The 13062-nt window shown below is 66.1% G+C and carries 12 protein-coding genes; 7 read left to right on the top strand and 5 right to left on the bottom strand.

The window, feature by feature from the left end:
* Positions 1-11: 11 nt before the first annotated feature.
* Positions 12-704 (bottom strand): pilus assembly protein PilP, encoded by a 693-nt coding sequence (locus DFR29_RS09825; protein ID WP_133818419.1) that lies wholly within the window; start codon positions 702-704, stop codon positions 12-14.
* A gap of 190 nt (positions 705-894) precedes the next feature.
* Between DFR29_RS09825 and DFR29_RS09820 the strand changes: the two genes are divergently transcribed.
* The gene (locus DFR29_RS09820; protein WP_133818418.1) at positions 895-2373 is read left to right on the top strand and encodes a hypothetical protein; all 1479 of its coding nucleotides are present in this window, start codon (positions 895-897) and stop codon (positions 2371-2373) included.
* A 42-nt stretch (positions 2374-2415) separates the two neighbouring features.
* Here the strand turns inward: DFR29_RS09820 and DFR29_RS09815 are convergent, their stop codons facing one another.
* A complete protein-coding gene (locus DFR29_RS09815; RefSeq protein ID WP_133818417.1) occupies positions 2416-3540 on the bottom strand; it encodes a sulfotransferase in 1125 nt (374 codons plus the stop codon).
* 109 nt (positions 3541-3649) lie between these two features.
* Here DFR29_RS09815 and DFR29_RS09810 point away from each other — a divergent pair, with 109 nt between their 5' ends.
* Genes DFR29_RS09810 through DFR29_RS09795 form a run of 4 tightly spaced genes read left to right on the top strand, consistent with a single transcriptional unit; the run spans position 3650 to position 8668 of the window.
* Complete coding sequence (locus tag DFR29_RS09810; protein ID WP_133818416.1) at positions 3650-3880, top strand: hypothetical protein; 231 nt, start codon at positions 3650-3652, stop codon at positions 3878-3880.
* On the top strand, positions 3877-5796 hold the full coding sequence (locus DFR29_RS09805; protein WP_133818415.1) for an alkaline phosphatase family protein: 1920 nt from the start codon (positions 3877-3879) through the stop codon (positions 5794-5796). Before DFR29_RS09810 ends, DFR29_RS09805 begins: the two co-directional genes overlap by 4 nt.
* Positions 5793-6566, top strand: a complete 774-nt coding sequence (locus DFR29_RS09800; protein ID WP_133818414.1) for a hypothetical protein — start codon at positions 5793-5795, stop codon at positions 6564-6566. Before DFR29_RS09805 ends, DFR29_RS09800 begins: the two co-directional genes overlap by 4 nt.
* Complete coding sequence (locus tag DFR29_RS09795; protein WP_133818413.1) at positions 6563-8668, top strand: sulfatase-like hydrolase/transferase; 2106 nt, start codon at positions 6563-6565, stop codon at positions 8666-8668. Before DFR29_RS09800 ends, DFR29_RS09795 begins: the two co-directional genes overlap by 4 nt.
* Positions 8669-9063: 395 nt before the next feature.
* Here DFR29_RS09795 and DFR29_RS09790 read toward each other — a convergent pair whose 3' ends face one another.
* The gene (locus DFR29_RS09790; protein WP_133818412.1) at positions 9064-9783 is read right to left on the bottom strand and encodes a tetratricopeptide repeat protein; all 720 of its coding nucleotides are present in this window, start codon (positions 9781-9783) and stop codon (positions 9064-9066) included.
* Between the two features lie 488 nt (positions 9784-10271).
* On the opposite strand from DFR29_RS09790, the gene DFR29_RS09785 reads away from it, so the two are divergent.
* Positions 10272-10949, top strand: a complete 678-nt coding sequence (locus DFR29_RS09785) for a hypothetical protein (RefSeq protein WP_133818411.1) — start codon at positions 10272-10274, stop codon at positions 10947-10949.
* 196 nt (positions 10950-11145) lie between these two features.
* Here DFR29_RS09785 and DFR29_RS09780 read toward each other — a convergent pair whose 3' ends face one another.
* Positions 11146-11637 carry a hypothetical protein gene (locus tag DFR29_RS09780; protein WP_133818410.1) on the bottom strand — a complete coding sequence of 164 codons (492 nt, stop codon included), beginning with the start codon at positions 11635-11637 and terminating at the stop codon, positions 11146-11148.
* 239 nt (positions 11638-11876) lie between these two features.
* On the opposite strand from DFR29_RS09780, the gene DFR29_RS09775 reads away from it, so the two are divergent.
* A complete protein-coding gene (locus DFR29_RS09775) occupies positions 11877-12554 on the top strand; it encodes a hypothetical protein (RefSeq protein ID WP_133818409.1) in 678 nt (225 codons plus the stop codon).
* A gap of 196 nt (positions 12555-12750) precedes the next feature.
* On the opposite strand, the gene DFR29_RS29095 is transcribed toward DFR29_RS09775, so the two are convergent.
* A partial coding sequence (locus tag DFR29_RS29095; RefSeq protein ID WP_166653987.1) for a hypothetical protein occupies positions 12751-13062 on the bottom strand: 312 nt, incomplete at its 5' end.

The raw sequence follows: 13062 nt of genomic DNA, 5'->3' as shown, positions 1-13062 counted from the left end.
TGCGGTGCTGCTCAGCGCTGGCGTTCGAGGCGCGTCTGCCGTTGTGTATAGCCGCCGTCGTCGCCGCGCAGCAGCTCGGTGATGACGATGGCGGCGCTGTCGATCGCACTGATGCGGCCCCAGTTGAGGCTGGCGTAGTCGCCGACGAACAGGCGGCGCTTGCGCGCGTCGCTGCCTACGACCTCGGCGAAGCGCTGGCCGCCGTCGGTCTTGCCGATGCGCAGCAGCGTGAGCTGGCTCACGTCGCCGAGCAGGCGCACGCTGGCGGCGATGCGGCAGGCATCGTCCCAGTGCGCGGCATCGCCGACGCGGATGCTCAGGCTGGCCGCCAGTCGCTGTTGCGGCCCCAGGTGCGACCAGCCGGCGCCGATGCGTCCGCCGCCGCGGTCGCCGACTTCGGTCAGCACCGAGGCAGGGCTGCCGCCGAGCAGGCGGCTGACTGCACCGGATTCGTCGAATTTCAGCTGGCTGGCCAGGCCGTAGTCGATCAGCACATCCACGCCGTCGGCGAGGAAACGGTGCGTGGTCGAATGATCGCTGGAAATATCCTTGGCATAGGCGTCGGGCGGCAGGTACAGCGACATGGCCGGCGTATCCATGCGGCGCCAGTCGGCGGGCGGGCCTGCGGAAAAATTGCATTCCTGCGCGCCAGCAGGTGCTGCCAGCGCCAGCGATACGACCAGTCCCCGCAGTAACGCCGACATCGATGCCTGCTCCCCGTTGCGCCGTTTGCCGTGGCGCCAGCGGCGGCAAAGTTGCCTCGGATCGCAGCCTCGCGCAAGCGCCGCAGGGCAGGGCAGGCAGGCTGGCCGCGCAGGCGCGCCCCCCTGTTTGCGGGGATGTATACCAGCCGCGCAACCGGGATGCTTGCCGGCATTCCCGGGGGAATCACCAATGCGCCATTGTCGCTTTCGTTCGTACCTGCGCGGCCTTGCCGCCGTGTTGCTGCTGGGTCAGGCCGCGTCGGTGTCTGCCGCGGGCCTGCGGCTGTATGTGTGGCCGACGCCACCGATCTATTCCGGCACCAGCTATTCCTTCGGCGTGTCCTTCGAGAAGCAGGACCGCAACGACGGCATTGTGCACACGGCACCCTTCACCTTCCGCACCACCTTGCCGGCCGGCGTGGACTACATCGGCAGCCAGGGCAGTTCCTGGCAGTGCAGCGCCGGCGGCGCGAACCTGCGCGACATCACCTGCACCTACAACACCGACCTGCATTTCCTGATGCCGCAATCGTCCTCCTTGGGCATCAATGCCATGGTTGCGCCCAGTGTTGTGCCAGGGCCGGTCAACCTCGTCGGCACAGTCCAGAATGCCCAGCTGCCGCTGTCGCCGAACCCCATTTGCACGGCCAGCCCCAGCGACAGCGGCTGTGTCAGCGCGGCCACCAGCTATGTGGCGTCGCGCGTGACGATCACCGGCTGGGGTATGAGCGGCGGCACGGTCACCGCCGGCCCGGTGGCCGTGTGGTCGGGCGCGCCGTTCGAAGCCGGCACGCAGAACATCGTGGTGCTCGATACCAGCAACAGCGGCTACAGCGTGGTGAACACGCCGGTCACGGTGGACTTCTGGCTGCCGACGGGTTTCGGCTTTGGCGGGCTGCATACCGGCCTTCCCAGCTGGACCTGCGCCGCCCAGGCGACTGCCGGTCATGTGCGCTGCACCACGCCGTACATGTACGACACGCAGACCGGCTTCATTTCCCTGCGCGTGAACGTGGCCAATGACGTGGCCGTGCCCGGGCCGCTGTTCGTGCATGCGGCGATCAGCAACAACGTACAGGCTGCGCCGGCCGACTGCATCGCCAATCCGCTGCAGCAGGGCTGTGCGCGCCTGCAGGTGCCGACGCGCATCCCGCGCGTGGCCGTACTGGTGAGCGACGGCATCAGCCATTCGCCGCAAATCTATACCCTGGGACAGGAGCAGGGGCCGCTGGTCGTCGGCTATCGCAATATCGGCGAGGCGTCATCGAGCAGCAGCTACGTTTATATCCGGCTGCCGCCGCAGATCGAATTCCTCGGCCTGTACAGTTCCCTGCCCAATGCCACCTGCACGGCGCAGGGCAGCCTGGCCAGCGGGCAGATCGTCACCTGCAACAGCAGCGGACTCGGTGCCGCGCCGTTCCATCTCGGCAGCCTGAGCCTGCGCGTATTCGCCCACGCCGGTGCGGCGTCGCCGGGTCCGCTCAACGTACTCGTTGCGGTAGAGCAGGCGCCGCTGGCGAATGCGGCAGCCCTGCTGCAGAACTGCGCGGTCAATCCGGCGCAGAGTTTCTGCGCCGTGCATGCCATTACCACGTTCTTCCCCTGTGCCCTGCAGTTTGGCGCCGAAGGCATTTTCTGCGACGGTCTGCAGCCGTTCGTGCGGCCGTGATGGCGGGGCAGCGCGCGGCACTGGTGTGTTTTGTGTACAGGTTTACCTAGTGCCAATGTGGTTTTGCAGCGCCGCCCAGGTGGTTGCGGTGATGGCCTCGATGCGCGCTCGCCCGGCCGCATCGAGGCCGTCGTCGTAATACGCCGGCAGGCTCAGGCGCGGCGCCCAGCATTCGGTCAAGGCCGCGGCCTGGGCCGCATCGAGACCGATATGCGCGGCGATACGGGCAATGCCGGCGGCGGGGTCTGCGCACAGCGCTTCGTAACCGACGATCAGGCAGGCCGGCTGCAAGGCCGCATCGTCGTCGAGCTGGCGCAGCAGGGCGGCGTAGATCTGGTTCCATTGCAGGGCATAGCCCAGCGCCGTATCGCCGCTGTCCCAGGCGGCGCGGATAGCCTGGGCCGCGGCGCCGTCGCCGCAGTGCTGCACGCGCTTGAACGGGCCGAACTCGTAATGGCCCAGGCGCGCGAGGTGCCGGCCTATGCGCGGGTCGGCGGCGGACCAGCGGCAGAACCAGCGGTCCTGCTTGAGCAGCGAGGCGACCTGGGCGACCGGTTCGCGCACCGGCACCAGGAACCGTGCATCGGCAAACAGGGCCTGCAGGCAGGCCAGGCGCGCGATGTTGTAGTTGCCCTTGCACAGGTAGCGCCGGCCCTGGCGCACGGCCAGGAGCTTGCGCAACTGGTCGCGGTAGAAAGCGGCGAAGGGTCCGCCGGCGGCGGCGCGGCCCAGGTGCTGGTCGAGGGCCTCGTCGTGGCGGCCCGGGAAAAACGCCTGCCAGAAGGTTTCCTCGAACGCCTCGGGGCTGTGCGGCCCTACCTGCAGGCGGTCGCGGTGGGCGCGTTCGGCCAGCGCGGGAGGGGGCAGCGGCAGGCGCTGGCGCAGCGCATTCCACCAGTACGGCAGCCAGTGCAGCGGGTAGTCGCTGTAGCGCAGCGAGACGAAGCCGGGCAGGCCGGCCAGCATTTCCAGCAGCACGGTCGAGCCTGAGCGCGCCATGCCGGCGATATACACCGGCGCCTCGATCTGCGTCGTGGCAATGGCATCGGCGACGCTGGCGGTCTCCAGGCGCGACAGCGGCCGCATCAGGCCAGGCCAGCGCTGCAGCAGCGTGCCGAGACAGCGGTCCAGCCAGGGCGGTGGAGGCGGATAGTCGTCGATGGACATGCAGCGCCGTGGCCGGGAAGGAAGGGCAGTGTAAGGATACGTTCGCGTATTCAGCTATCCGACAGCCTTGCTAGACTCGGCCAGACTTCCCGCGTATGGCGAGCACTAGATGCGATTGTTCCTGGCGCTACTTTTTCTGTGTGTCGCAATGCCCGCCAGTGCCTATATCGGCCCGGGCGCCGGCGTGAGTTTCTTTGGTTCGCTGTGGGCCATCCTGGTCGGCATCGTGATCAGCCTGATCGCCGTGCTGGCCTGGCCGGTGCGCTGGTTCTGGCGGCGCCTGCGCCGCCGCCAGCAGCAGGCGGCTGCGGCGACGGCGTCCAGCAAAGACCCGGCATGATGCCGTCTGTGCGCCGCGCCAGCGGCGCGGTGCTGCTGGCGGCGCTGGCCGGGCTGGCCGCGTGCAGCGGCGATCCGCCGGCGCCGGCCGTGCAGCGCACCGTCGTGATCGGCTTCGACGGCTTCGATCCGGCACTGGCCGAGCGCTGGATGGACGAAGGCCAGCTGCCGCACTTCGCCGCCCTGCGCGAGCGCGGCCATTACCAGCGCCTGGCCACCAGCAATCCGCCGCAGTCGCCGGTGGCCTGGGCCAGCTTCGCCACCGGCACCGACCCCGGCCAGCACGGCATTTTCGATTTCCTGCGCCGCGGCGCCGGCAGCTATGCACCCGATTTCAGCATTGCCGAACAGCTGCCGCCGCAGCACAGCCTGGAGCTGTTCGGCTACCGCCTGGCGCTGGACGCGGGCGAACTGCGCACGCGCCGCCAGGGCAAGCCGCTGTGGCTGGCCGCCGAGGAAGCCGGCGAGCGCGCCACCGTGCTGCGCGTGCCGGTGACCTATCCGCCCGATCCCATCCAGCACATGCTGGCCGGCATGGGCGTGCCCGACCTGCTCGGCACCCAGGGCACCTATACCTTGCTGGCGACACGGCCCGTACCCAATGCCGACAACGGCGGCCGCGTGCTGCTGGCGCCGATCGGCGAAGACGGCTCGGTACAGACCGAACTGGAAGGCCCGCCCAGCCCGCTACACGTCGACGGCCGCCGCCTGCGCGTGCCGCTGCAGCTGCGGCCCCACGAAGGCGGCGCCGAGCTGACCCTGGACGGCCATACCGTCACCGTGCAGACCGGCCAGTGGTCGGGCTGGCTGCGCCTGCGCTTCAGCGCCGGACTGGCTGGTTCCATCGGCGGGATGACTCGCGCCTACCTGGTCGAGGCCTTCCCGCGGCCCTTGCTGTACCTCGCACCGCTGCAGGCCGACCCCAACGAACCGGCCCTGCCGTTGAGTTCCCCGCCGGCCTATGCGCAGCAGCTGGCCCAGCGCATCGGCGACTACCACACCCTGGGCATGCCGGAAGAAACCTGGGCACTGAACCAGGGCCACCTCGACGAAAAAGCCTGGCTGGCCATGGTCGCGACCACGCTGCGCGAAGGCGAGGCCATGCTCTACGACGCGCTGGGCCGGCGCGACAGCGAGCTGGTGATCGAAGTGTTCGTCCAGCCGGACCGGGTCAGCCATATGTTCTGGCGCGGCATCGACACGGCCCATCCGCTGCACGCCGCGGCCAGCGCGACCGCGCGCCAGGCGATTGCCGACATCTACCGCGAAGCCGACCGGGTACTGGGCGAAGTGGTGCGCCGGCTGGGGCCGCAGGACCGGTTGATCGTGCTGTCCGACCATGGCTTCGCCGGCTTCCGCCGCGAAGTGCACCTGAACCGCTGGCTGGTGGAGCAGGGCTACATGGCACTGCGCCCTGGCGCCGATGCGGAGCAGCCGCTGTTCGCCGCGGTCGACTGGTCGCGCACGCGTGCCTATGCGCTCGGCCTCAACGGCCTGTTTCTGAACCGGCGCGGGCGCGAGCCCGAGGGCATCGTCGACGCCGCCGACGCGGCGGCGCTCAAGGCCGAGCTGCGCCAGCGCCTGGGCGAACTGCGCGATCCCGCCGACGGCGTGGCCGCGGTACAGCAGGTCGACGACGCCGAGGCAATCTATTCCGCCGCCCAGCGCACCGAGGCGCCAGACCTGCTGGTCGGCTATGCGCCGGGCTATCGCGCTTCGTGGCAGACCTCGCTGGGCGCCGTGCCGGCGCAGGTGCTGCAGGACAACCGCCAGCTCTGGAGCGGCGACCACTGCATCGCGCCGCAAGCCGTGCCCGGCGTGCTGTTCACCTCGTTCGCGCTGCCGCAGCCGGTGGCCGGCATCGGCGACATCGCCGGCCTGATCGCCGCGCTGCGCGCCGCTAGGCCGGCGCCATGATCGGCGTGCTGGAGATGCCCGGCGTGGTGTTCGGCGTGATCGACGGCGTGATGCCCGATGCCGTGCCCGACGGCCTGCGCGTCGTGCTGTGGGGCCTGCTGGCCGGTGTCGCCGGCATGCTGGTCTACCGGCGCTGCTCGCCGCAGGCCAGGCTGCTGGCCCTGCGCCGCGAACTGGCGGCGGCGCAGTCGGCGCTGATGGACTACGACGGCCCGCCGTCGGGCCTGTGGCCGCTGCTGCGGCGCCAGCTCGGCCTGGCCCTGGGCCAGATGCGCCTGAGCCTGGGCCCGTCGCTGCTGGCCGGCCTGCCGGTGATTCTGATGTGGACCTGGCTGATGCAGCGTTTCGATACCGTGCCGCCCGTGCCCGACACGCCGCTGCGCGTCTGGATAGAGCCGGCCGGCGCGCTCGCCCCGGGCCTGCGCTGGATGCCCGGCCACCTGCCGCTGGATGCCGACGGCGTGGCCTGGCTGCCCTGGCCACAGGCCGGCGAAACCCTGCGCCTGCTCGACGATTCCGGCCGCGAGCTGGCGCGTATCGGCGCCACCTCGCCACGCCTGGGCCTGCGCCCGGGCCACTGGGACTGGCTGCTGGGCAAGGCCAGTGCCTTGCTGCCGGCCGACGGACCGCTCGACGCCCTGCACGTCGACCAGCAGCCGCGGCGTTTCCTGCCGTACCTGCCCAACTGGCTGGCGGGCTGGGAAGCCTTGTTCATTGCCGCGACCCTGGCCGCCTCGCTGCTGTGCAAGTGGCGCTGGCGCCTGCAATGACGACCGCGGCGCGCCGTTCGCTCGTTGTTGCCGGCCTGGCCGTTGTCCTGCTGGGCGCGGGCGCCTGGGCCTGGTTCACCCGCGCACCGGCGCCGGTACCGGTGCTGCTGATCACCATCGACACCTTGCGCGCTGACGCCTTGTCCGCGCTGGGCGGCGCTGCGCCGACGCCGGAAATCGACCGCCTCGCCGCGCAAGGCGTGCTGTTCGGCCAGGCCGTGACGGCTGTGCCGCTGACCGGTCCCAGCCATGCCTCCATCCTCGGCGGCCAGTTTCCCTATCGCCACGGCATCCGCGACAACGGCCAGGTACTCGCCCCGGGCCAGGCCGGCCTGGCCGGCTGGCTGCGCGCCGCGGGCTTCCGCACCGCGGCGTTCGTCAGTGGTTTTCCGCTGCACCGGCAATTCGGCTTCGACCAGGGCTTCGACCACTACGACGACCAGTTCGCCGCGGCGCCCGGCGGCAACCCGTTCGCATTGCAGGAACGCCGTGCCGAAGACACCGTGCGCGCCGCACAGCACTGGCTGCAGGCCACCACCGCGCCAAACTGGTTCGTCTGGGTACACCTGTACGACCCGCACACGCCCTACAGCGCGCCCGCCGCCTTCGCCCAGGACGGGCCGCACGGCGAATACCTGGCCGAAGTCGCCTATACCGACCACTGGGTGGGCGAACTGGTGCGCGCCGCACGGCAGCGCCATCCGGACACCATCGTCGTGATCACCTCCGACCATGGCGAAGGCCTGGGCGAGCATGGCGAATACGACCACGGCCTGCTGCTGTTCCAGTCCACCTTGCGCGTACCGCTGCTGATCGACGCCCCCGGCAGCCTGCCGCCGCAGCGCCTGGATACGCCGGTGCGCACGGTTGATATCGCGCCGACCGTGCTTTCCCTGGTCGGCGCGCCGCCAACCGCCAACCTCGACGGCATCGATCTCGCGCCCGCCCTGCGCCAGGGCCACGCGCCGCAACCGCCGCCGGCCTATAGCGAGTCGTACTTCGGCGCCGTCACCTACGGCTGGGCACCGCTGCACGCCCTGCGCGAAGGCGACTGGAAGCGCGTGCAGGGCGCGCGCGCCGAACTGTTCGACCTGCGCGATACGCCGCTGGAAGCCACGCCGCGCAGCGACGCGGCCGCAGCTGGCCCCGGCGCACGCCTGGAAAGCCTGCTGGCGCAAGTGCCCGAACCGGCGCCGCCCGCTGCGAACGACGCGATTTCCGCCGCCGCCATCGCGCGCCTGCGCAGCCTGGGCTATCTCAGTGCCGGCGCACCGCTGCAGCCCAGCCGTTGGCGCAACGACATCGACCCGCGCGACGGCCTGGCCGAACACACCGACGTGCTGAAAGCCCAGGAGGCCCTGGACGAACGCCGCTGGGCCGACGCCGAACAGCGCCTGCGCGCCATCCTGCAGCAGCACCCCGACAACCGCGTGGCGCGGCTGCGCCTGGGCTCGCTGCTGTTCGGCCTGCGCCGGGCGGCAGAAGGCATTGCCGAACTGCAGCGCGCCAGCGACCTCGACCCGGACAACCCGGAAACGCGCTACCAGCTGGCCGACGCCTTGCTGCGGTCCGGCCAGTACAGCGCGGCAGCCGATGCCTGGGCCGAAGTCACCCGGCGCCAGCCGCGACGTTCGGTGGCCTGGTCCAACCTGGGCTCGTCCCTGCTGCTGGGCGGCAAACCCGATGCAGCCATCGCCGCCTACGAACAGGCCGTGGAACTGGCGCCCGAGGCGGCCAACCTGCGCGAGAACCTGGCCCGGGCGCAGCTGCGCAACGGCCGCACCGCGGCGGCCATTGCCACATTGAAACAACTCGAACAGGTGCAGAAAGACACTTTTGTTCTAGCCGCTGTGCTGGCCGTGCAACTGGCCGACAGCGGCGACCGCGCTGCCGCGGAAGACTGGCTGGCGCGGGCCAAGCCCGGGCAGGAAGCGTATGCGGAAGCGCACCTGTCGCTGGCCCTGGCCTGGCTGGCGCAGGACAAGCCGCGCGCCGGCGAGCACCTGCGCCAGGCACTGGCCGCCAAGCCGGCCTTGCAGCAGGCGGTAGATGCGGATGCGGAATTGGCGGCGGTGTTGCACGCCACGGTGCCGGCGCACTGAATTTTCCGTACCGCGCCGCACGTGACCGGGTCGGAAGGACTTTCGACGGGGTCGTTGCGACCTTTTTGTCCAACGGAAGCGGTTTCCACTGCCCCGGAAGGACTTTCGACCGGGTGGTTGCGACTTTTTTGTTCAACCGAAGCGGTTTCCACTACCCCGGAAGGACTTTCGACTGGGTGGTTGCGACTTTTTTGTCCAACGGAAGCGGTTTCCACTGCCCCGGAAGGACTTTCGACCGGGTCGTTACGACTTTTTTGTTCAACCGAAGCGGTTTCTACTACCCCGGAAAGACGTTCGACCGGGTCGTTGCGACTTTTTGTCCAACGGAAGCGATTTCTGCTGCTCCGGAGCGGCATTCGGGCGAGTAGCTGTGGCGAGCCCGCCTAACCATGCGCTCAACCAGAGGGAAAACAGCTTGCTACCAGGTCACGGGCCTCATCACGTAGATGAGCGCCCTTCTCTAGAGACTTCAACAGGGTGGCATCGATTGCGGACTTCACGGAACAGTGCCCCTCCAGCCGCTTGTCTTCCTCTTCCATGAGATTTGCCTGACGGGCGGCTCGATACCATGCGCATGCTTGCTGCATGTCGTCCATCTTTACCATCAACGCAATCGCATGTTCCAACGCGGCTTCACTTCCCAACTGTGCGCCACGCTGAAACCAGCGTAGGGCATCCGTTCGATTTTTCAGGGTATCTCGATAAAAGTTACCTAGAAATCCCGCGAACTCCCCACTTGCCTCGGCAGCTCTTGTCATCCATGCCAGAGCCTCGTCGCATGAACCGGAATCGCCAGCCCTCCGAAACAAGATCGCGCCGAAAGTATACTGAGAGTCCGGATGGTCGCGAGTGGCCGCCATATTCAGCCACTGCATTGCCTCTCCCTCGTTCTTCTGATCTTCCAAATAATATTTCCACAAACGCACATCATGCTGCCCCACTCCGGCACGAGCCTTTTCTTCGTACTGCCTACGAACAGTCCCGTCAACCAAGCATGGATAGAGCATTTGGGGATCGCGACTGCCGACAGGACGGGGATCTTCACAGCGAGGCATCGGCACTGGACAAGCGGCGGTACTCGCCAGAATTAGCAACTCAAAAACAGCGGTCAGCATCAGAATTCCCTCCAACTACCCGAAGGTTCGCCAGCATTGGCCATCCAGTCACCATTTTGATCGATAACGGTTTCGCCTATTCCATCGGTCGAAAGCGTTGCTAGATCTTCCGTGGCGAGTACGGGATTGTCACCGCTAACGCCTCTTTCAACTGTTCCGCGAACGAGTTATCACCCTTACCCGAATTTCGGATATAGAGCCCTATTTCCAACAACTTGCAGAATGACGAATAAGTACTCATTCTTGGGTGCGGAGCAGGTACGTCGAGGTTCATCAAGCAGCTATACAAAGAGTTGCCTGCGTGTGGCTTCACAATTCCTTTTACTGGACCAACGGGATTGACCGCATTCGGGCTTGCCACGCAAGGAAAATCTTCGTGGATATACTTCCCGAGCTTCGATTTTGATAGAAATTCAACGGTCTTGACAGCCGCGTGTTGTGGTCCACAGTGGGTGGGAACTAAAAAAGTTGGTTCTCTGGGAGGAGGCATGAACAAATACCTTCTATTGGCAATATTCTCGCTCGCCGCATTCTCACCTCCAATATCTGGCGCCAGTGGAGTCGAAGCACTGTTTGAGAACAACGCTTGCAATGATGCACGCGTAGTCTACGCGGCTGATCCGCAGGCGACCTATGAGAAAGCTGGTCTGCTGCTGAACGAAGGTAAGAAGGAGCTTGGCGATCTCTACATGGCCTGCGCGATTTACCGCGGCGGCGGCGCCTATCTGTACAACGCTGGCCTCTCCTACCAATTGCGGGGTGACCCGCGAGCGCTGGACTACTTTCTCGCCGCCTCGGCATTGGGGATTGACAATGCAGAGCGTGAAGCAGGGAAGATTTTGCTGAAAGAGGCCAAGACCGAGCGGGAGCGAATGATCGCGCTGGCCTTCCTTTCGTCGTCGCTTAAAGGATGCCGTGGGGCGGCTAAGCTGGATTATCGGGACGAAGCCCTCCGCACTAAGTCGCCGATTGCCCTCATGGAAGCTTATGCCTGGACCAAGGTGAGCCTCTCGCGCAACCAGGGGCCGGATGTTCACCCCACTTTCCCGAGGTGGCTGAATGAGTACAGCCAACTGATGACCGATGGGATGCTTGAGCTTGCAGAGAAGCGGGCGTCTATCGTGATCGACAGGCAGCTGGATTGCTCGGATAGACGTAACCGCTAGGAATGAATCTCTGTGGCGCCAGCATCGATTCATGCGCCAACCCGGTTCAGGTCGATGTAGCGTCCGCACTGCAATTGGGCAACTCTCGTTGTCGACTGCGCACGTTGTATCGCGCTTGCCGGCTAGTGATCATCCGGCCAAGAAAAAGCCCGGCACGAGGCCGGGCTTTTGCATAAAGCGAATAACAGAGCAGCAATCAGTCGATACCAAAGCTCTGCAACTGCACCGGCGTCAGATTACAACCCGTGCCGGAGATGGCCAGGTTGAACGGACCCGACGGGCCCGGCGGTGTGGCGGCAGCGGAATAGCCGTCGACCACGACGAAGTACTGCGTGCCGGCAACGGCCGTCAGCGAGATCGTCTCGGTGCTGTTGGCCACGCCTGCGTCGCTGACGCAGCCGCAGTCGGCCAGGCTGCTGGAACACTGGGTCTGGAACAGTTCCAGCGCCAGGTCCTGGCCGCCGGTCGGCGTCATGGCCAGGGTCAGCGTGCAGTTGGCGTCGGTCTTGATCGAGAAGGCCTGGTCGGGGCCCATGCCGGTGCCGGTACAGATGGCACCGAACGACAGCGACTCGGACGGTTGTCGATCGCTACCGTCGACAGCATCCGCTCCGGAGCCGGCACGGTGAGGTGCCGCGCGAGCGTTGAGTACGACCCGACGCGTCTGCTGCTGGTCGCGGAGATCCAAGGGCCTTACGACGCCGCCGAAGAACCCAACGCCGACCAGCGCAAGCGCCTGGGCATGCGTACCGAACAGTTCCGATTACTCGTCCAACGGGACTAACAGCGTTCGGCGTAGCCACGCAGGGAAAGGCTGCATGGATTTATTTCCCGAGATTTAACTTTGATAAGAAGTCCAACGGGCTCGAGAGTCGAGTATTCTGGTCCACTGTCGGCGGGAACTAGCCGGTTAGTCAGGGGGGAAATATGAAAAAGTGCCTTTTGATTATAATATTTATTTTTATGGTCTTCTCGCCCCCGTTACTGGGTGCCAGTGAAGTCGAAGAATTGTTCAACAAAAATGCGTGCAACGACGCTCGTGTAGTGGATGCAGTTGATCCGCAGGCGGCGTATGAGAAAGCTGGTCTGCTGCTGAACGAAGGCAAGAAGGAACTTGGCGATCTCTACATGGCCTGCGCGATTTATCGCGGCGGCGGCGCCTATCTGTACAACGCTGGCCTCTCCTACCAATTGCGTGGTGACCCGCGAGCGCTGGACTACTTTCTCGCCGCCTCGGCATTGGGTATTGACGATGCAGAGCGTGAAGCAGGGAAGATTTTGCTGAAAGAGGCCAAGACCGAGCGGGAGCGACTGGTCGCGCTGGCCTTCCTCTCGTCGTCGCTAAAAGGATGCCGTGGGGCGGCTAAGCTGGATTATCGGGACGAAGCCCTCCGCACTAAGTCGCCGATTGCCCTCATGGAAGCTTATGCCTGGACCAAGGTGAGCCTCTCGCGCAACCAGGGGCCGGATGTTCACCCCACTTTCCCGAGGTGGCTGAATGAGTACAGCCAACTGATGACCGATGGGATGCTTGAGCTTGCAGAGAAGCGGGCGTCTATCGTGATCGACAGGCAGTTGGATTGCTCGGATAGACGTAACCGCTAGGAATGAATCTCTGTGGCGCCAGCATCGATTCATGCGCCAACCCGGTTCAGGTCGATGTAGCGTCCGCACTGCAATTGGGCAACTCTCGTTGTCGACTGCGCACGTTGTAACGCGCTTGCCGGCTAGTGATCATCCGGCCAAGAAAAAGCCCGGCACGAGGCCGGGCTTTTGCATAAAGCGAATAACAAAGCAGCAATCAGTCGATACCAAAGCTCTGCAACTGCACCGGCGTCAGATTGCAACCCGTGCCGGAGATGGCCAGGTTGAACGGACCCGACGGGCCCGGCGGTGTGGCGGCAGCGGAATAGCCGTCGACCACGACGAAGTACTGCGTGCCGGCAACGGCGGTCAGCGAGATCGTCTCCGTGCTGTTGGCCACGCCTGCGTCGCTGACGCAGCCGCAGTCGGCCAGGCTGCTGGAACACTGGGTCTGGAACAGTTCCAGCGCCAGGTCCTGGCCGCCGGTCGGCGTCATGGCCAGGGTCAGCGTGCAGTTGGCGTCGGTCCT

The organism is Tahibacter aquaticus (genome assembly GCF_004363655.1).
Taxonomy (GTDB): Bacteria; Pseudomonadota; Gammaproteobacteria; order Xanthomonadales; family Rhodanobacteraceae; genus Tahibacter; species Tahibacter aquaticus.
The sequence above is the reverse complement of the archived record's forward strand: the minus strand, read 5'-3'. Positions and strand labels throughout refer to the sequence as shown.

Coding starts and splice junctions, on each gene's coding strand:
- DFR29_RS09775 (WP_133818409.1), top strand. CDS start 11,877: ATGAAAAAGTGCCTTTTGATTATAATATTTATTTTTATGGTCTTCTCG.
- DFR29_RS09790 (WP_133818412.1), bottom strand. CDS start 9,783: ATGCTGACCGCTGTTTTTGAGTTGCTAATTCTGGCGAGTACCGCCGCT.
- DFR29_RS09825 (WP_133818419.1), bottom strand. CDS start 704: ATGTCGGCGTTACTGCGGGGACTGGTCGTATCGCTGGCGCTGGCAGCA.
- DFR29_RS09785 (WP_133818411.1), top strand. CDS start 10,272: ATGAACAAATACCTTCTATTGGCAATATTCTCGCTCGCCGCATTCTCA.
- DFR29_RS09795 (WP_133818413.1), top strand. CDS start 6,563: ATGACGACCGCGGCGCGCCGTTCGCTCGTTGTTGCCGGCCTGGCCGTT.
- DFR29_RS09820 (WP_133818418.1), top strand. CDS start 895: ATGCGCCATTGTCGCTTTCGTTCGTACCTGCGCGGCCTTGCCGCCGTG.
- DFR29_RS09815 (WP_133818417.1), bottom strand. CDS start 3,540: ATGTCCATCGACGACTATCCGCCTCCACCGCCCTGGCTGGACCGCTGT.
- DFR29_RS09805 (WP_133818415.1), top strand. CDS start 3,877: ATGATGCCGTCTGTGCGCCGCGCCAGCGGCGCGGTGCTGCTGGCGGCG.
- DFR29_RS09810 (WP_133818416.1), top strand. CDS start 3,650: ATGCGATTGTTCCTGGCGCTACTTTTTCTGTGTGTCGCAATGCCCGCC.
- DFR29_RS09800 (WP_133818414.1), top strand. CDS start 5,793: ATGATCGGCGTGCTGGAGATGCCCGGCGTGGTGTTCGGCGTGATCGAC.